This is a genomic window from Albimonas sp. (assembly GCF_055129145.1).
Map to the genome: position 1 here is coordinate 1 of NZ_JBSRTQ010000029.1, position 17,614 is coordinate 17,614.

General features: G+C 72.3%; 14 protein-coding genes and 4 pseudogenes. All 18 read right to left on the minus strand.

All coding sequences use genetic code 11. The features are described from left to right. A partial coding sequence (gene ftsZ, locus ACTB72_RS07025) for a cell division protein FtsZ (RefSeq protein ID WP_463036270.1) occupies positions 1 to 1,279 on the minus strand: 1,279 nt, incomplete at its 3' end. A 457-nt stretch (positions 1,280 to 1,736) separates the two neighbouring features. After that, positions 1,737 to 3,068 (minus strand): cell division protein FtsA, encoded by a 1,332-nt coding sequence (ftsA, locus tag ACTB72_RS07030; RefSeq protein ID WP_463036271.1) that lies wholly within the window; start codon positions 3,066 to 3,068, stop codon positions 1,737 to 1,739. Beyond that, the gene (locus ACTB72_RS07035) at positions 3,065 to 4,003 is read right to left on the minus strand and encodes a cell division protein FtsQ/DivIB (protein ID WP_463036272.1); all 939 of its coding nucleotides are present in this window, start codon (positions 4,001 to 4,003) and stop codon (positions 3,065 to 3,067) included. Before ACTB72_RS07035 ends, ftsA begins: the two co-directional genes overlap by 4 nt. A 22-nt stretch (positions 4,004 to 4,025) precedes the next feature. Further along, positions 4,026 to 4,943, minus strand: a complete 918-nt coding sequence (locus tag ACTB72_RS07040; protein WP_463036273.1) for a D-alanine--D-alanine ligase — start codon at positions 4,941 to 4,943, stop codon at positions 4,026 to 4,028. Positions 4,944 to 5,166: 223 nt separating this feature from the next. Further along, positions 5,167 to 6,210 (minus strand): UDP-N-acetylmuramate dehydrogenase, encoded by a 1,044-nt coding sequence (gene murB / locus ACTB72_RS07045; RefSeq protein ID WP_463036274.1) that lies wholly within the window; start codon positions 6,208 to 6,210, stop codon positions 5,167 to 5,169. 518 nt (positions 6,211 to 6,728) lie between these two features. Continuing rightward, positions 6,729 to 7,382 carry a nitrilase-related carbon-nitrogen hydrolase gene (locus ACTB72_RS07050; RefSeq protein WP_463036295.1) on the minus strand — a complete coding sequence of 218 codons (654 nt, stop codon included), beginning with the start codon at positions 7,380 to 7,382 and terminating at the stop codon, positions 6,729 to 6,731. Between the two features lie 35 nt (positions 7,383 to 7,417). After that, positions 7,418 to 7,807 (minus strand): annotated as a pseudogene (locus ACTB72_RS07055) (nitrilase-related carbon-nitrogen hydrolase); the annotation flags it as partial. A 108-nt stretch (positions 7,808 to 7,915) separates the two neighbouring features. Then, on the minus strand, positions 7,916 to 9,028 hold the full coding sequence (locus ACTB72_RS07060) for a hydantoinase B/oxoprolinase family protein (protein WP_463036275.1): 1,113 nt from the start codon (positions 9,026 to 9,028) through the stop codon (positions 7,916 to 7,918). A 185-nt stretch (positions 9,029 to 9,213) separates the two neighbouring features. After that, positions 9,214 to 9,617 (minus strand): annotated as a pseudogene (locus tag ACTB72_RS07065) (hydantoinase/oxoprolinase N-terminal domain-containing protein); the annotation flags it as partial. Further along, entirely contained in the window at positions 9,614 to 11,110 is a 1,497-nt protein-coding gene (locus ACTB72_RS07070) for an amidohydrolase family protein (protein ID WP_463036276.1), read from the minus strand. The pseudogene ACTB72_RS07065 and the gene ACTB72_RS07070, both read right to left, overlap by 4 nt. Before the next feature lie 24 nt (positions 11,111 to 11,134). After that, positions 11,135 to 12,628, minus strand: a complete 1,494-nt coding sequence (locus tag ACTB72_RS07075; protein ID WP_463036277.1) for an amidohydrolase family protein — start codon at positions 12,626 to 12,628, stop codon at positions 11,135 to 11,137. After that, positions 12,604 to 12,777: a hypothetical protein gene (locus ACTB72_RS07080; RefSeq protein WP_463036278.1), complete on the minus strand. Its 174-nt coding sequence runs from the start codon at positions 12,775 to 12,777 to the stop codon at positions 12,604 to 12,606. Before ACTB72_RS07080 ends, ACTB72_RS07075 begins: the two co-directional genes overlap by 25 nt. Then, on the minus strand, positions 12,774 to 13,931 hold the full coding sequence (locus ACTB72_RS07085; protein WP_463036279.1) for an ABC transporter permease subunit: 1,158 nt from the start codon (positions 13,929 to 13,931) through the stop codon (positions 12,774 to 12,776). Before ACTB72_RS07085 ends, ACTB72_RS07080 begins: the two co-directional genes overlap by 4 nt. Positions 13,932 to 13,996: 65 nt before the next feature. After that, positions 13,997 to 15,035 (minus strand): annotated as a pseudogene (locus ACTB72_RS07090) (ABC transporter ATP-binding protein). 24 nt (positions 15,036 to 15,059) lie between these two features. Continuing rightward, positions 15,060 to 15,768: pseudogene (locus ACTB72_RS07095) on the minus strand (amidohydrolase family protein). Beyond that, the gene (locus tag ACTB72_RS07100) at positions 15,663 to 16,052 is read right to left on the minus strand and encodes a hypothetical protein (protein WP_463036280.1); all 390 of its coding nucleotides are present in this window, start codon (positions 16,050 to 16,052) and stop codon (positions 15,663 to 15,665) included. Before ACTB72_RS07100 ends, ACTB72_RS07095 begins: the two are co-directional and overlap by 106 nt. Further along, positions 15,959 to 16,423 (minus strand): amidohydrolase family protein, encoded by a 465-nt coding sequence (locus ACTB72_RS07105; protein ID WP_463036296.1) that lies wholly within the window; start codon positions 16,421 to 16,423, stop codon positions 15,959 to 15,961. Before ACTB72_RS07105 ends, ACTB72_RS07100 begins: the two co-directional genes overlap by 94 nt. Before the next feature lie 316 nt (positions 16,424 to 16,739). After that, positions 16,740 to 17,459: a hypothetical protein gene (locus ACTB72_RS07110; RefSeq protein ID WP_463036281.1), complete on the minus strand. Its 720-nt coding sequence runs from the start codon at positions 17,457 to 17,459 to the stop codon at positions 16,740 to 16,742. Positions 17,460 to 17,614: the final 155 nt, after the last annotated feature.

Consider the following 17,614-nt stretch of genomic DNA (forward strand, 5'->3'; position numbering starts at 1 on the left):
CCGGGGCCGCCGCCGCGGCGCGGGCCGCGGTGGCCGCCGTCTCGGCCGCAGGGGCGATGAAGGCGCCGCCGTGGTCGTAGGGGCTGGCCGGCTCCGGCTCCGCCTCGGCCCACGCCGCGGGCATCGGCGCGTCGTCGAGATCGAAGCTGGGCGAGGTCATCGCATGCGCCGGCTGCGGGGCCGCGGCAGGGGCGACCGGAACCGGGGAGAGAGCGGGGGCCGGTTCGGCCACCGCCGCGACCGGCGCCTCGACCATGCGGTTGGCGTCGGCCTCGACCCGGCGCACCGGGCGCGGGGTCTCGCGCTTCACGTCCTCGGCCTCGATCCCGGTGGCGACGACCGAGACGCGCATCACGCCCTGGATGTCCGGATCCAGCGTCGAGCCGACGATGATGTTGGCCTCCGGATCCACTTCCTGACGGATGCGGTTGGCGGCTTCGTCCAGCTCGAACAGGGTCAGGTCGTAGCCGCCGGTGATGTTGATCAGCACGCCCTTGGCGCCCTTGAGGCTGATCTCGTCGAGCAGCGGGTTGGCGATGGCCTTCTCAGCGGCCTGGATGGCGCGATCCTCGCCCTCGGCCTCGCCGGTGCCCATCATCGCCTTGCCCATCTCGTCCATCACGGAACGCACGTCGGCGAAGTCGAGGTTGATCAGGCCGGGGCGGACCATCAGGTCGGTCACGCCCTTCACGCCCTGGTAGAGCACGTCGTCGGCCATCATGAAGGCGTCGGCGAAGGTGGTCCGCTCGTTCGCCAGCCGGAACAGGTTCTGGTTGGGGATGATGATCAAGGTGTCGACGACGCGCTGCAGCTCCTCGATCCCCTGATCGGCCTGGCGCATGCGCTTGGTGCCCTCGAACTGGAAGGGCTTGGTGACCACGCCCACCGTGAGGACGCCCATCTCGCGCGCCGCGCGGGCGATGACCGGGGCGGCGCCGGTGCCGGTGCCGCCGCCCATGCCGGCGGTGATGAAGCACATATGCGCGCCGGCGAGGCTGTCGACGATCTCTTCGATCGACTCTTCGGCGGCCGAGCAGCCCACATGCGGTTTCGCGCCCGCGCCGAGCCCCTGGGTGGTGGCCGCGCCGAGCTGGATGCGCCGGGTCGCCTGGCTCTGCTGCAGAGCCTGCGCGTCGGTGTTCGCCGCAACGAAATCGACGCCGTCGAGGGCTTTGTCGATCATATTGTTGACGGCGTTGCCGCCGGCGCCGCCGACGCCGAAGACGGTGATCCGGGGACGGAGCTCGGTCTGCTCCGGAATCATCAGAGTAAGGGACATGGCGCCCGCCTGTTTCTGTCGACGTCCCTGCCCGGTCGCCCGCGGAATCTGTCGCCCGGGTGCGCCTGGAGGAAGGTCGGATTGCCGCTCGATTGCGACGCGAACCATTAAGGCCGGTTCACGTCTTTCATTGCCGGCCAGACTACCGGATGTTCCGCGTCCGGTCACGCGGAAATCGGTTAATTTCATAGGTTTCCGGGACAAGGCTCGCCCCAATCCGCCACAATTGAAATAATGTTACGCGAATCAAAGCGCTGGGCGGCGAAGCTGATGTGACGGCTAAGGGTTTGCGCCTGCGATGTCGCTCCAACTGGGCGCAGTGCGACCGAAGCGGGCTGACGAACACGGCGGAAGTCGCGCGCCCGCTTGCCTCGCCGCGCCCGACGCCCCGAAACGCAAGCGGCCCCGCATCCACGATGCGGGGCCGCCTGGTCTCCGGCGCGGGCGCGCGCGCCCCTTACCAGTTGTCCTTGAACCAGCGCACCGCGCGCCGCATTTTCGTGCCGCCCGACAGGCCCGCAGGCGCTTCGAAATCCCAGAACTCGTCATGCGGGCGCACCGCATAGACCGCGAGCCCGACCAGCGCCGCGAAGGCCGGCCCGGTCACCTGCTGAGGCAGCCCCGCCACCCGCAACGGCCGCCCGACCCGCACCCGCTGGCCCAGCACGCGGCGCGCCGCATCCTCCAGCCCCGGAAGCTGGCTGCCGCCGCCGGTCAGCACGATGCGGCGCGACGGCAGGCCCTGGAACCCGGCCCGGTCGAGCAGCATGCGCACCTCCTCGAAGATCTCCTCGACCCGCGGCCGGATCACCCCGATCAGGGCGGAGCGGGTGAGCGTGCGCTCCTGCCCGTCGCCGCCGAGGATCGGGGCCGAGATCAGCTCCCGGTCATCGAGCCCCGTGGCCACCACGCCGCCATGCAGCACCTTCATCCGCTCGGCGATCTGGGTTTCCAGCGAGAACGCCTCGGAGATGTCGCGAGTCACATGCGCGCCGCCGACCCGGGCGGAATCAAGACAGATCAGCTGTTTGCGCAGGAAGATCGAGACGCCGGTCGACCCCGCGCCCATGTCGACGCAGGCGGCGCCGAGTTCCTGCTCGTCCTCCACCAGGCTCGCGAGGCCCGAGGCGTAGGGCGCGGTCACCACGCCCGCCAGTTCCAGATCGCAGCGCCGCACGCAGCGCGCGAGGTTGCGCAAGGGCGCGGAGGCGACCGAGAGCACATGCATGTCGACGGCCAGCGACTGCCCGTTCATGCCGCGCGGGTCCGACAGGAAGCTCGCCCCGTCCAGCGTGAAGTTGACCGGCAGCGCGTGCAGGATCTCGCGCCCGTCCTCCAGCGGCGGCTCGGGGCAGGCGACGAGCGCCGCGGCCACGTCGGCCTCCGACACCTCGCCGCTCATCACCTCCGCGTCGCCGGTCGCCCCGAAGGACGCGGGGCGCGCGCCGGAGACGGCGGCGACCACCTGGTCGACCCGGACGCCCGCGTTCTTTTCCGCCCGCTGCAGGGCGGTGCGGATCGCGCGCTCGCATTCCTCCATGTCGGTGATCTCGCCCAGGCGCACGCCGCGCGACTGGGTGGTCCCCGCCCCGATCACCCGCATCGCGGCGAAACCGCCCAGCGCGCCGTTCTCCCGCGCGCCCGACGCCAGCCGCGCCGGGTCGATGCGCAGGATCAGGCAGGAGGTCTTCTCGGTCCCGATATCCAGAACCGCCAGCAGCCCGCGCTTGAGCGCCGAGCGCAGCTGGTCGCGCATCATCCTCTGCGAGTCGAAGAGCCCGTGCCTCATGCGTCCTTCCCCTTGATCAGCGCCTTGGCGCGGGCCAGTTCCTCGACCGCTCGCTTGGTCAGCCGCAGCACCGGGCGCTGCGGGTCGCGGAAATCGATGACCGAGACTTCGCGGTTCAGCAGGTCCTCTGCGGCGTCGAGCGCCAGCAGGCGCTGCAGCGCGGCCTCGGGGTTCTTTTCGGGCAGGTGCACCAGCACGTCGTTGCCGAGCGCCAGCGACCAGCGCCGCTCGCCCATGCGGATCAACCCGCGCAGGCGGCCATGCAGGGGCTCGGCCCGCTTCCACAGCACCAGCGCCTCGGGCACGGCGCGATCGGCGCCCTCGCCCAGGATGAGGGGCAGGTCGGCGCGGTCGGCGCGATGCGCGACCGGGCTGATCACCACGCCGTCGGCGTCGACCAGATGCAGCAGCCCCTCCCAGCGCCACAGCGCCTCGGGCGCGCGCTGCACCAGCCCGATGCGCAGGGCGCCGTCGGGCATCACCTTGGGCACGGCGCCGGCGACGCCGGGCATGGTCTCGATCTCGGCCTTCAGCCCGGCGAGGTCAAGCCGCAGCGACGACACCGGGAATGTCAGGTTCAGCCGGTTGACGACGCGGGCCTGAAGCTCCGGCGCGCCGCCCACGATCTCGAGCCGCGAGACCGCGAATTCGGGGCGGTCCATCAGTGTGGCGCGGAGATCCTCGACCTGGATGTAGACCGCTTCGCGCAGCGTCTGGCTCTGCCAGGCCATAAGCCCCAGCATCGCCAGCATCGCCGGCGCCGCCAGCCGGCGCAGCACGAAGCGCACATAGGCGCGCCGCCCCAGCCGGTCGAGCCGGTAGCGCAGGCGCGACGGCGACGGGTCGCGCCGGCGGCGCGGGGTCTCGAACGGCGCGGGCGGCGCGGGGCGCAGCCGGCGGACCAGGCGCGCGAAGGCGCGGGAAGGGGAGGTCATCGGCGGGGCCTCCGGGCGGGGATCAGCGCAGGCATGAGGCGTCCTCCACCATCCAGGCGACCAGATCCTCGAACGACACGCCGGTATGGGCGGCCTGTTCGGGAGCGAGCGAGGTGGGGGTCATGCCGGGCTGGGTGTTGACCTCCAGCAGCACCAGCCCGGCGACGCCCTTGGTCTCGTCCCACCGGAAATCGGAGCGGCTGAGGCCCCGGCAGCCCAGCGCCGCATGGGCGCGCACCGCGATGTCGCGGCAGGCCGCCTCGATGTCGGCGGGGATGTCGGCGGGGATCACATGGGTCGACCCGCCGGCCGCGTATTTGGCGGCGTAGTCGTACCAGCCGGTGTTGGCGAAGATGTCGGTCACCGCCAGCGCGCGGTCGCCCATCACCGCCACCGTCATCTCGCGCCCGGGCACGAAGGTCTCGACCAGCATGGTCTCGGGCGCGTCGGCGGCGAGCTTGGCCGGGCCGTTCGCGCCCTCATGCACGATATAGACCCCGACCGACGAGCCCTCGTTGTAGGGCTTCACGACATAGGGCGGGGGGAGGGGGTGGCCGGCCTCGATCTCCGCCCGCGGCGCGAGGCGGCCTTCGGCCACCGGCAGCCCGGCGGCCGCGAAGATCTCCTTCGCCTTCACCTTGTCCATGGCGAGCGCGGAGGCCATGACCCCGGAATGCGTGTAGGGGATTTCGAGCCATTCCAGCAGGCCCTGCACCACCCCGTCCTCGCCCCAGCGCCCATGCAGGGCGTTGAACACGACATCGGGGCGCGCGGCCGTCAGCTGCGCGGGAAGGTCGGGACCTGCGTCGATTTCGGTGACGTCGTAGCCGGCGGAGGAGAGGGCGCGCGCGCATTCGCGGCCCGAGACGAGAGACACCTCGCGCTCGGCCGAACGGCCGCCCTTCAGCACTGCGACGCGCGTGGATGCCCTGCCCGACATGCCTGCCTCGTTCCCTCGTCCCTCTGCGGAGACGTTGCGGACGGATCGCGTCCCGCGCGCATCGCTGCGTCGCGGCCGGCTCCGGCCCGCCCTGTGATGATCGCCGCCCGGGTGTTCCCGATCCGCCGAACTGCTCGCGCCCCGTCGCGACGATGCGCGCGGGGCCGGGATCAGCATAGACGGCGAAGCAGGGTTCGCAAAGCGTTAAGAGGTTAAGTGGAAGTTAATCGCGAGCCTGACATTGCGGCACCCCGATCCGCCGGATCTCCCATTCCAGGTCGATGCCGGAGGTGGCGCGGACCCGGGCCCGCACTTCCTCGCCGAGGGACTCAAGATCTTCGGCGGTGGCGCCGCCGGCGTTGACCAGGAAGTTGGAGTGCTTCTCCGACATCACCGCGCCGCCGCGCTTCAGCCCCCGGCAGCCGGCGGCGTCGATCAGCGACCAGGCCTTCAGCTCCATCGGGTCCCCCGCCTCGCCGGTCGAGGAATAGCCCGCCGGATTGCGGAAGGTGGATCCGCAGGAGCGGTCCCTGGTGGGCTGGCTCGCCTCGCGCCTTGCGATCAGGTCGGCCATGCGGGCGGCGATGGCGTCCGGATCGCCTTGGGCGCCCCTGAGCACCGCCTCGACGATCACCGCGTCGGGGGGGAGGTCGGAAGACCGGTAGCCGAAGCCGATTTCAGCGCCGGGGAGGGTGACCACGGCGCCGTCGCGGGTCAGGAAGGTGACGTCCTCCACCACGTCGGCGGCGTAGGATCCGTAGCAGCCCGCGTTCATCCGCACCGCGCCGCCGATCGCGCCGGGAATGGTGCGCAGGAATTCCAGCCCGGCGATCCCCGCATCCGCCGCCGCCAGCGCCGCGCGCGAATCGAGCTGCGCCGCCCCGACCCGCAGCCGATGCCCCGGCAGGACCTCGACGCCGGAGAAGCCCCGCCCCAGCCGGATCGCGACGCCGGGCAGCCCGCCGTCGCGCACGATCAGGTTGGACCCGACGCCGAGCGGCGTCACCGGAACATCCCCGGGCAGCCCCGCCAGAAACCCAGCGAGGTCGTCGCGATCGGAGGGCTGGAACAGCGCCTCCGCCGGGCCGCCGACGCGCAGCCAGCAAAGATCGGCGAGCGGGCGCATCGCCGTCAACCGCCCGCGCGCCACAGGCAGACGCGCGACGAGCGCCGCCCCATCCAGCCTGCGGGCGTCAAACGGCGCCCCGTCCAGCCCGCGGGCGTCGAGCGGGGCGGCGTCGCGCCGGGAAGGGTCCATATCGGTCATGGTCGCACGGTCTCCGGCGCCGGGGCGGCCCCGCTTCATAGCCCGGACCCGCCCCCGCCGGTCAAGTCGCCCCTGCCCGGCCCCCGCCGGCCAAGTAGCCGCTGCCGCCCGCCCTGTCGCCGGGGACGGGAGCCGCGCGCCGACCGCCGCGCAGATCGCGCCGTTCCGCCCGCGCGGCGCGGCCACCGGGCCGCGAGCGAAACCGTCTCCCGCACCCCCCTTGGCGCCGCGAGACTTCGGGCGGGTCAAGGCTCGCGCAGCGACCGCCGCAGGCGGCTCGGCCTTGACGCGCCCGAAGACTCGCGCACGCTCGGATCAGGCCCCCCTGGGGGCCGTCTCAGCAAACCGGCGATCTTCGACCCCACAAGGGAAACGCCTGCCTCTCTCTGGGTCGGCCGCCATCCCGCTCCCCTCTCCCCCACCGGGGGGAGAGGGACAGGGTGAGGGGGGCGCCCCGCAGGCCATTCATGGCCGGAGACATGGGCTTGCCCGGCACGGGCGCCGCATGGCTCCCCGCCTCAGCCGGTCGGCCCGACCGCCCCCTTCTGCGCCGTGATCGGCGCATACTGGCTCGGCTCGCGATGCGCCGCGAAATTGAAACAGGTCTCGCGATAGATCCGCGCGAGATCGAGGTCGCAGCGCGCCCGCACCACCTCGTCGCCCAGCGTCGTCGCCATCGCCGCCACCTCGCCCGAGGGCGCCACGATCATGCTCCGCCTGATCAGGGGCGACCCCTCCTCGGTCCCGCACTTCGCCGTCTCCACCACCCAGGTCGCGTTCTGATAGGCCCCGGCCTGCATCGCCAGCTGGTTGTGAAAATTCGACAGATCGTCGATCCCGGTATGGTCGTTGGGCGTGTTGCAGCCCAGCAGCACCATCTCGACCGAGCGCAGCGCCATCACCCGATAGGTCGCGGGCCATCGCCGGTCGTTGCAGATGCACATGCCCAGATTGGCGTCCATCGTCCGTCCCAGCGGAAAGCCCGGATCGCCGGGCCGGAAATACGTCTTCTCCAGATGCTGAAAGGCCCGCGCCGGCCGGTGATCCGCATGCCCCGGCAGATGCACCTTCCGGTATTTGCCCACGACCCGCCCCGATCCATCCACCAGGATCGAGGTGTTGAACCGCCGCTTCTCGCCGCCCCCCGCACCCGTTCCGCATAGCCCCTGCAAAAGCCGACGCCGAGCCGCGCGGCCTCCTCGAACAGAACCCGCGTCTCCTTCCCCGGCATCTCGGTTTCGAAGAAGGCGTCGAGCTCGGCCTCGTCCTCGATCCACCCGCGCGGGAAGAAGCTGGTCAGGCACAGCTCCGGAAACACCACCAGCCGGCAACCGGCCGAGGTCGCTTCGCGCAGCATCTCCAGCATCCGGGCGATGCATTGCGCCCGCGTCTCCGACAGGGCGATCGGCCCCATCTGCGCCGCCGCCGCCACGATCGAACGTCCCGACATCACCGCGCCCCTTCGCTCGCAGCGCCGCGGTGGCGGCGGCGTCCACCGCCCCGTCCGCCACCGCCACGCCGTAAAGATCCCGCGCCGACCCGACTGAGACCAGCCCGTCCAGCACCGCCGCGGGATCGCGCGCGAAGGCATCGCCATAGCCGCCCCCCGCAGGTCCCGTCGCCACGTAGACCTCGCCCTTCTTCGACGCCCGATAGGGCGTCTTCGAAGGCCGCGCCGTCACCGTCCCGTCCGGCGCGATGGAGGTCAGCGAGGCCACGCCCCCTCGCCCCCGCCCGCAAATCCCCGGGGCCGGAACGCATGCCCCTCCCCCTCGACCGAGGCGCCCCCGTCCGCCAGAAACTCGAGCGCCCGGATCGAGCCGAAGCCGCCGCGCCACCGTCCCGGCCCAGCGACATCCTCGTTCAGCTCGCAGCGGGTCACCCGCAACGGCAGATGGGTCTCGATATCCTCGATCGGGTTGTTGCGGGTGTGGGCGTAAAGCATGTCGACCGCGTCCATCCCGTCCATGCCGAAACGCCCGCCATAGGAGCCTCCGAAAATCTCCATGTGCACCCAGCGCTCGCCGCCCGCGAGCCCCGAGAAGGCGATGACCTTGAGGTTGCCGATCCCCGCCGACACCATTTTCGGCGCGCACTGAGAAAGCGCCTTCATCATGGTGTCGGCGAGCGCGTTGCCCCCCGTGAACCGCGCGATCACCGGCGCCGGGAAGATCGGGTTGGCGAGACGCCCCTTGGGCGCGCGGATCGAGATCGGCCGGGTCAGCCCCGAATTCTGCGGGATGATCCCGTGCACCGCGCTGTCCAGAAGCGCCGGGCGCAAGGTCGGCCAGATCGCGATGTCCGTGGTCCCCACGAACGGCATGTTCACCGGCCGGTCGTCGATCTGGGGCGAGGCGCCTTCCAGGTCCACCTCGATCTCGTCCCCCGCCACCGTCAGCGTCGCCGCCATGGTCAGATGCCGCCGCTCGGGGTCGTCCAGAAACCCGTCGAGCATGGTTTCGGCGCGGTAGACCCCGTCCGGCAGCGCCGCGATGGCGCGGCGCATCATCCTTTCCGAATGGTCCATCAGCGCATCGACCGCCGTCGTCACCCGGGCCGGACCATGCCGGACGATCGGTTCCCCGAACCACGCCGCGCCGATCTCGGCGCCCATGTCCCCGACCACAAGGTTCGGCGCGCGGACGTCGTCGCGCAGGATCCGCCAGACCTCGGGAATGTCCCGCCCCGCCTCGCGGATCTTTATCGCCTTGAACTGCAGGCCCTCGACGAACGGGGCGATCGCCTCGACGATCCCCGCGGATCCCGGCGTCTGCGCCCCCACGTCCAGATGATGCGCCGTGGTGCAGGCGAACCCCATCAGCGCGGCCCCCGCCGACCGGGGGCCCGACCCGGAACGCGCCGCCCGCATCGACATGGGCGATGGAGCCGCCCCCGGCCCCGATGGTGTGAAGGTCCAGCATCGGGGCCGGCGCCGGAAAGCCGGCGATGGAGGTGTCGCGCCGCCTGCGCGACGCGGGCCTCGTCCAGCGGCGCCAGCTCCCCCCCCCCCGGCGGTGCGATGCGCCCGGCGACGGTCTTGCCGGACCGCCGTTTCACCAGCGGCCGGCCCTGCCACGGCATCTCCTGCCGGATGGAATAGCGCCGCCGCCGCTGATGCCGGCCGATATGGAGGATAGCCTGGAACCGCTCGTTGGTGATCAGGCCCGCCGCCGCCCGTCATGCCCCAGCACCGCGTTGGGGGCGGTGGTCGTGCCGTGGAGGACGCGGTCCACGGCGGCGGGCGCCACGCCCGCCAGCGCGCAGAGACCGAGCATGCCGGCCAGCACCCCTTCGGAGGGGTCGTGCGCCGGCGTCGGCGCCTTGTGAATGACGGTCTTCCCCGCCTCGGTCTCAACCATCACCAGGTCGGCGAAGGCGCCGCCCACATCGCATCCGATCAGTTTCATGCCGGGCCCCCCGGCGCATTGTGCCCGCGCGCCCGCAGCACCAGCGGCATGGCGGCGTCGGCGCTGCGCCCCGCCCAGTCATGCCCCGCGACGCCGGCCATGGAGCGGACCTGCGCCGCCTCCACCCCGGCCATCGCCGCCTCCATGTCGACCGCGAGCGCCCGTCCCTCGGCCACCACCTGCCGCCCGTCCACATAGACTTCCTTGATGGCGCGTTCCCCGGACGAGAAGATCATCCCGCGCAGCGGATCCCGCAGCGGCCGCATCGAGGGATGGGCGACATCCACCAGCACGATATCCGCCTTGGCGCCCGGCGCGATCCGCCCGATGTCGTCGCGCCCCAGCGCCTTCGCGCCGCCGATGGTGGCCGCATGAAACACCATCTCCGCCGTCGGCGCGGACGCATCCATGGAGACGGTGCGCGAGGTGTAGATCGCGGTCCGCATCTCCTCCACGTAGTTGTGCGGATGGGTATCGGTCCCGATCCCCATGTTGATGCCCCGCTTCACGTAATCGGCGAAGTTCCGCATCGAGATCCCGCGCCGCACGAACACCGTCGGGCAATGCGCGACCGAGGTCCCCGAGGTCGCCAGCCGGTCCAGATCCCCCCGCTCCGACCGCCCCAGCTGGGGATGATGGTCGAGGAAGATCCCGTGCCCGATCGTGGTGCGCCGACCCAGCAGCCCAAGGCTTTCCAGCCAGGCGATGGGCGAGAGGCCGTGGCGGCGCATCATCTCGTCGAACTCGACCACGCCCTGGGCGGCATGGATGGTGAAGGGCATGTCGCGGGAAACCGCCTCGGCCATCGCCTCGGTCAGGAGGGGGGCGAGGCAGGTGTCGACCTGGGCCGGCGAGATCACCCCGTCGAGCCTTCCCGAGGGGTGGCGGCGCGCGGCGTCGACCGCATCCAGCGCCTCGGCCATCTTGCGCTCGCCCTGCTTCGCGTCGAATTCGTATTCCACCGCATGGCCGTTGCGGGTCAGCCAGCGGCCGGAACGGAACATCGGGGCTGCGAAGGCGCGGATCCCCGTCTCCGCCAGAATATCCAGCCAGCCCTCATGCGGGGCGGAGATATCGCAGAGCGTGGTGACGCCGGACTGCAGCAGCTCGGCGATGGCGACGCGGGACGAGGCGCGCATCCCCTCCGGGTCGATGTCGAAGAGGAACAGGAATTCATAGAGCGAGGACATGTAGAACTGCGGGGAATACACCTCCTCCGTCAGGCCCTTGAGCATGGTCTCGAAGCTGGGATGGGCGTGGATGTCGACGAAGCCCGGCATCGCCATGCGGGCGGAGCCGTCGATCTCGCGGTCCGCGGGCCCGGTCCAGGTCCCGTCCGCCGACACGATCCGGTCGCCCTGGAACACCACGTCGATGCCGCGGGCGTATTCGTGCCGGCCCGCCTCCGCGTTCCAGACCACGGCCCAGTCGGCGTTGCGGATCACGGTGACGGGACCGGACGATGCGGGGGCGGGGGCGGCGGGTTGGGTCATTCGGGGTCCTCTCAGGGGGTCGCGTCAGGTCGGGCGGGTCAGGTCGGGGGGGCAGGCGAGTTCGAGGCCAACGAAGCGGATGAATTCCCCGATATGGTCGAGGAAGGCGTCCACCCGCTCTCCGGCCCGCGCCATGTCGCCCTCGGCCACCGCCTCGCCCACCTCGATATGGAAAGTGGGGATCGCCTCGGCGGGAAACCGGGTCTGGCGCGGGTGATGCACCCGCCGGAAGCGACGCGAGAGCGCGTGGAGCGGGATGATCGGCGCGAAGAACGGGTTGGCGGAGGCGGTCACGTCCAGTCCTCGAGGCTGGGGGGGAGAGGTCGTCGAGCCCGGACGGCGGAGGCGCGGGCGGTGGCCACCGCCTCGCCGTCGCGCGCCACCCAGGCGCCGTCGATCATCGCATGGGCGAGGTCTTGCGATTCCGCCGACCAGACCAGCATCCGCACCGGATCGCGGCTGGGCGCGCTTCCGACGCCGTCCAGCCGCCGGACGCAGAGAACCGCGCGCGCCTACGGCGATCCGCCCGAGGTCCGAGCGGCCCAGCGCCCGCGCCGGGGCCAGCGTCGCCGCGTCGAACGTTTCGCGCGCCGTGGCGCGCGTCGCCGAGCGTTCCACGGTCTTGGCCAGCATCGCGCCGACCCGCATCCGGGTCAGCATCGATTGCGGCGCGGTGGCGGCGCCCAGGCGCATGGTCACGCCGGCGTCGAGATAGCGCGCGAAGCGCTGCATCGCATATCCCCTCCGCCCGAACAGGAACGGGCAATGCGCGACCGAGGCGCCGGTCGCGGCCAGGATCTCCAGGTCGCGGCCCGGATGGTTCAGCCAGGAATGGCCGCTGGTGAAGATCACGTGACCCAGCATGCAACGCTCGGCCAGGAATCCCAGCCCCTCCAGCCATTCGAGGGGCGTGACTCCTTCGCACGCCACCCTCTCGCGGAACACGAACACCGCCTCCGACCTGTGCAGCGCCACCGGCACGGCGAGCGCGGCGGCGGCGGCGGCCTTGGTCTCCGCCAGCAGGCGGGGCGACGCCATCGCCACCTGCATCGGCGAGAGAAAGCCGTTGATCCGGCCCCCGGCGCCGCCCGAGACCCGCTCGACGACATCGCAGGCGGCGCGGAAGGCGGGGAGGCCCTCGTCCGCCTTCCAGTCGATGACCCCGCGCCGCCCGTCCGGCGCCCCCCAGCGGGCGGGGCCGTAGCCCTCGGGGATCCAGGCGCGCAGGCCGGTGCGCTCGACCACGTCGGCTACCGCGTCGCCCGCGCCCCAGCCGATCTCCCTCACCGAAGTGGCGCCGGAGCGGAGCAGTCGACGGCGGAAAGCGCGGCCATCTCCACCTCCGCCTCCCGGTCCATGGCGCGGGGCCATGGCGAACAGCAGCTCGGCCAGCGCGGTGAACTGGAAGCGGGCCTTGCCGGTGTCCACCACCACCGTGCGGTCGAGCGGGGCGGAGGTCATGTGGGCATGGGCGTCGATGAAGCCGGGCGCGATCAGGGCGTCGCCGAAATCCTCCACCGCGCCGGGCTCGATCCAAGCCAGACCGTCGCGTCGCCCGACCGCGGCGATCGCGCCCCCTCCACCGCGACGAACCCGTCGCGCAGCACGCGGTCGGCCCCGTCCTGGAAGGCGATGATCTCGGCGGCGGCGAGGATGCGGCGGGTCATGCGTCGGCTCCGGGCGCCGACCGCCGCTCGGCGCGCCGACGCAGCGCGCCGGCGACGAGGAAGAACGCGATCGACAGAAGAATGATGAGCGAGGCGGCGGCGGCGATGGCGGGGGAGAGCTCGTTCCTCATGCTCTCCCACATCCGGATCGGCAGGGTGACGTTGCCGGGCGAGGTGATGAACATCGCCACGATCATCTCGTCGAAGGACGCGATGAAGGCGAAGACCGCCCCCGCCGCCATGCCCGGCCGGATCACGGGGAAGGTGAGGTGGCGGAAGGCGCCGAAATCGCTCGCGCGCAGGTTCGGCGCCGCCATCTCCAGCCGCCGGTCCACGCCGCTCGGCGCCGCGCAGACATCGACCAGCACGAAGGGCGAGGCGAGGGCCGCACGGGCGAGGGCCATGCCGATGGGCGAGCCGACGAGGCCGGGCGGCGCGTGGAAGAAACAGACCGCGATGGCGACGATGATCCCGGGCGCCGCCAGCGGCGACAGCAGCAGCGCCCCCGCAGCGACCCCGGGGGCTGAGAGCGGCGCCACGATCAGGCGCAGGACGTCGAAGGTCCCGGCGCCCAGGTTCTCGGCCGCGCGCACCAGCCGCCCGTCGATGGATTTCAGGCTGGCACGGATCGGCAGGATCATGGACGGCAGCGCGATGTGGATCATGTCGACATGGACCGCGAGCGAGATGTTGAGCAGCCGCAACGGCTGGTCGACGAGGCCCGACCCCGACAGCGCGCCGTTGACCAGGCCCTCGCGCCCCAGCAGCACCATCCGGGCGCAGGAGCGGAGGAGGATCGAGCACCGGAACGGCGCCAGCACCGCCGCCGGCGCCAGTCGGCCGAGCCAGGGCGACGCGAGCGCGGCGAAAAGCGCCGGCGGATAGCCGATGACCAGCGCCGCCAGCGTGGCGACCGCCGCCATCTCCAGCGTGCCGAGGAACACCCGTTGCACGATGTCGTCGCTCAGCGCCTTGAGGATCGGGGCGAAATCCGTCTCCGCCCCCGCTGCGCGGGCCAGCATCAGGGCGACGGGGGCGAGGTGGAAGACGCCCAGAAACGCGGTCAGCGGCAGGGGGAGCGCGCCGACCCCCGCCCGGAAATTCCGTCCGGTGCGGGGGGGGAACGGCGGACCGAGCTCGGGCCCCCGCGGCATGGGTCGTCCCGGTCATGATACGGCCTTGCCGCCGGCGAAGACGCGCATCGCGTCCCGCGGCCAGTTCAGCCGCGCCGGCGCGCCGGGGGGCGAGACCGGGGACGAGCCCGGTCAGCAGCTCGCGCACCGCGAGCATCTCGTCCCCCAGCCACCCCCACCCGGCAGCGGCGGCTGTCGCCGACGAACACCGCCTCGCGCACCACGCCCAGGGTCTCGACCCGGTCGGGGGTGGCGGGGGAGGGCGATGGCGATGCGTTCGGGCCGGATGGCGACGGAGAGCGGCCCCGCGGGCAGCCCCGCCAGGGCGCGAAGGTCCCGGCCGCCTGCAACCCGCCGCCGGGCCCGGCCTCGGCCGCCAGCCGGTTCGAATCCCCGAAGAACCCCGCCACATAGATGTCGGCGCGGCGGTCGTGGAGCGTCTCGGGCGCGACGGTCTGCAGGATCGCGCCGTCATGCATCACGCAGATGCGGGCGGACAGGGTCAGCGCCTCCTCCTGGTCATGGGTGAGATGGAGGACGGCGAGGCCGAGCCGGGTCTGGATCCGCTTGATCTCGCTCTGCAGATGGGCGCGCAGGTGCTTGTCGAGCGCGCCCGGCGGCTCGTCCATCAGCAGCACCGGCGGCTCGAACACGATGGCGCGGGCCAGCGCCACGCGCTGCTGCTGGCCGCCGGAAAGCTGCATCGGGCGGCGGTCTCCGAAGGCGGCGAGGCCGACGAGGTCGAGGACGCGCACCACCGCGGCGGCCTGCGCCGCCTTCGCCATGCCGCGCATGCGCAGCGGAAACGCGATGTTCTCCGCCACCGTCATGTGGGGGAGCAGCGCGTAGGACTGGAACACCATGCCGATATTGCGCCGCGGGGCGGAGGCCGGCGATGGAGCGGCCGGCGACCCGGATATCCCCCGCGCTCGGCGTCTCGAACCCCGCCCGCATCATCAGCGATGGGGTCTTGCCGGAGCCCGAGGCGCCGGGCAAGGAGACGAACTCGCCGGCCCTGATCGAAAGCTCGAAGCCGCGGACCGCCCAGGCCTCCCCATAGCGCTTGGCCACCCCGTCGAAGGCCATCGGAGCGCCCAGGGGCGCCGAAAAGTCAGCGGGCGTCATGGGTGATCTCCCCGCCGACCATGGTCATCGCCACCGCAACCTCACGCGATCGGCCTTGTCGATGGCGAAGGGCTCGCGGTCGACGAGGCAGAGGTCGGCGAACATCCCCGGCGCCCGCGCGCCCTTGGCCCCTTCCTCCCGCCCCGCCCAGGCGCCCAGCACGGTGGCGGCCGACAGCGCCTCGGCCACGCCGATGGCCTGTGAGGCGTCGAGATCGCCCCCCTCCGCCGTGCGCAGGTTGACCAGCGACCGGATGCCGAGGAACGGGGTCGCCTCGCAGACCGGCGCATCGGAATGGATCGGCGCGACCACGCCCGCGTCGATCAGGGACCGCATCGGCCGGAGATTGCGCCTCTCCGCCGCGCCGCGCCCGCAGATGCGCCTCCCCCAGATCATGCGCGAAGCCCGACGCGGTGGAGGCGACGATCCCCGCCCGCGCCAGCCGCAGGACCGAGGCCGGCGTCGCCGCGCAGCAATGCTCGATCCGCAGCCGATGGTCGGGGCGCGGCGCGGCGGCGAGCGCGTCGATCACGAAATCCACGCCCCGGTCGCCCATCGCGTCGATGCAGACCGAAAGACCGGCGGCATGGGCCTCGATCACCTTCGCCACCAGATCGTCCTTGTCGATCAGCACCCGGCCCCGGTTTCCGGGGGCTCCCCCGCCGGCGCCGGAGGCTGACAGGGCGTGTGACAGGCGGCGGTGCGGGCGGAGGCGGCGCCATCCGCCACCCATTCCACCCCGATCAGCCTGAGCCAGTCGTCGCCGAACCCGTCGCGGACATGCGCGTCGCGCAGACCCCGCCGGAATTCCTCCTCATGCCCGCGGGCGACGACCCCGATCCGGGTCTTCAGCCGGCCCGCCGCGTGCAGCCGCTGATAGGCGCCGAAGCCGGGCCGGGTCGTCGTGGAATTGTGCAGCGAGGTCACCCCGACCCGCGCATAGCCCGCCAGCACCCGTTCGAGCGCGGCGAGGAAATCCGCCTCGGCGAAGCCTGCCTGGACATGGGCGACCAGCATCTTGGCGGCGCGGGCGAAGAGCAGGCCGTGGGCGCGCCGCCCGCGTCGCGGCCGATGGCGCCGAAGGGCGGATCCTCCGCCGCCCCCATCTCGCCCATCCGCGCCAGCGCCGCGGTGGCGACGCCGGCGATCAGCGAGCAGCGGCGGTAGAGCAGCACCGGGCGCCTGCCGGCGGCGGCGTCGAGCTCCGCCCGCTCGGGCCAGCCGCCCATGGTCAGATCGTCGAAGCGCGACGCGCAGACCCAGTCGCCGCGCCCGCGCCCCTCCGCCTCCCGCGCGATCAGGGCCGGCAGCGCGTCGCGACTGCCCGGCGCGGCTTCGGCCAGATCCAGCCAGCGGCCGAGGCGCCGCCTGCATGTCGGCTTGGCAATGGCTGTCGATCAGCCCGGGCAGCGCCACCCGCCGGCCGCCCTCGATCACCGGGGCGGAGGGGACGAGCGCGCGGATCTCCGCCCGGCTCCCCGGCGCTGCAATGCGGTCGCCGGCGATGGCCATCGCCTCGGCCCTTCCGCCGCCCTCGCGCAGCGGGCGGCCGGGGGCGGCCCGCATGGTCACGATATCGGCGGCGAGCAGGAAGCGTCGATGGCGGCGGGGAGCAGGGTCATGGGGCGCGCTCCGACGAGAAAAGGTCGCCCGGCGCCGGACAGGGGGCCGGCCCCGGGCGTGAAACGGTCGAGGGTGCGCAGCTCACGTCTCGATCGTCTCAGGACGGCGCCCGGCCCACCAGACATGCTGGCAGGGGACGAACGTCTCCACATTGCCCGGCGCGGTGGGCAGGTTGGCGAGGAGCTCGGGGCTGAGCAGCGCGGCCGAGCTCACATTGGCGAAACCATAGGACAGCAGCGCCGAAAAGCGCGCCTGCGCCACCGCCGAGGACGAGAACGCCACGAATTTCCGCGCGTTGGTCAGGTTCGGGGCGCCCTTGCGGATCAGCCAGGCGTTGGAGATCAGCGAGTCGCCCTCCCACACGATCTCCGGCGCCGCGCCGCCGGACCTGGCCGCATGCACCCGGCCGTTCCAGGCGGCGACCCTCGGCGCCTCGACCATGGCGCGGAACTTGGCCGGATCGGGGCCGACCGCCTCGACCACCCTGATGCCGCAGAGCCGCTCGAACGGCTCGTACCAGGCCTTGCGCTGCATCTCGGAGCCGCCGCCGCCCCAGGTGACCGCGACCACCTCGCCCGAGCCCTTCCAGGCGTCGGGGATGACGCCGAATTCGGGCATGTCGCTTTCGGCGGCGAAGCCCATGCGCGGCAGGGCGGTCGCGGCGGCGAACCCGCCGATGGCCGCCCCGAGCAGCGCCAGGAGATCGCGGCGCGAGGGGGGGCCGATCACGCTGTCGCGCAGGGCCTGGATGGTTCGGGCCCGGATCCGAAGGGCGCGGAGGTCGTCGGGGCGTCGGCTCATGGCGGTCATCCCGGGCGCGGAGGAAAAGGCGCGTCGTCAGGGTCGAGGCCAGGCAGGGAAATTTCGGCGCCGCGACAAAACATGTGATGCAAATCAAACTGCCTACGATCTGGAATCTTGGCGGGACGGCGGCCGCATTTCGCCGGCTGGCGCCG

What these genes read in the sequence shown, in the direction of transcription:
- ftsA (WP_463036271.1), bottom strand. Translation starts at nt 3,068, where the DNA reads ATGAGGCACGGGCTCTTCGACTCGCAGAGGATGATGCGCGACCAGCTG.
- ACTB72_RS07035 (WP_463036272.1), bottom strand. Translation starts at nt 4,003, where the DNA reads ATGACCTCCCCTTCCCGCGCCTTCGCGCGCCTGGTCCGCCGGCTGCGC.
- ACTB72_RS07040 (WP_463036273.1), bottom strand. Translation starts at nt 4,943, where the DNA reads ATGTCGGGCAGGGCATCCACGCGCGTCGCAGTGCTGAAGGGCGGCCGT.
- murB (WP_463036274.1), bottom strand. Translation starts at nt 6,210, where the DNA reads ATGACCGATATGGACCCTTCCCGGCGCGACGCCGCCCCGCTCGACGCC.
- ACTB72_RS07060 (WP_463036275.1), bottom strand. Translation starts at nt 9,028, where the DNA reads ATGGGGTTCGCCTGCACCACGGCGCATCATCTGGACGTGGGGGCGCAG.
- ACTB72_RS07070 (WP_463036276.1), bottom strand. Translation starts at nt 11,110, where the DNA reads ATGACCCAACCCGCCGCCCCCGCCCCCGCATCGTCCGGTCCCGTCACC.
- ACTB72_RS07080 (WP_463036278.1), bottom strand. Translation starts at nt 12,777, where the DNA reads ATGACCCGCCGCATCCTCGCCGCCGCCGAGATCATCGCCTTCCAGGAC.
- ACTB72_RS07085 (WP_463036279.1), bottom strand. Translation starts at nt 13,931, where the DNA reads ATGCCGCGGGGGCCCGAGCTCGGTCCGCCGTTCCCCCCCCGCACCGGA.
- ACTB72_RS07100 (WP_463036280.1), bottom strand. Translation starts at nt 16,052, where the DNA reads ATGCTGGTCGCCCATGTCCAGGCAGGCTTCGCCGAGGCGGATTTCCTC.
- ACTB72_RS07110 (WP_463036281.1), bottom strand. Translation starts at nt 17,459, where the DNA reads ATGAGCCGACGCCCCGACGACCTCCGCGCCCTTCGGATCCGGGCCCGA.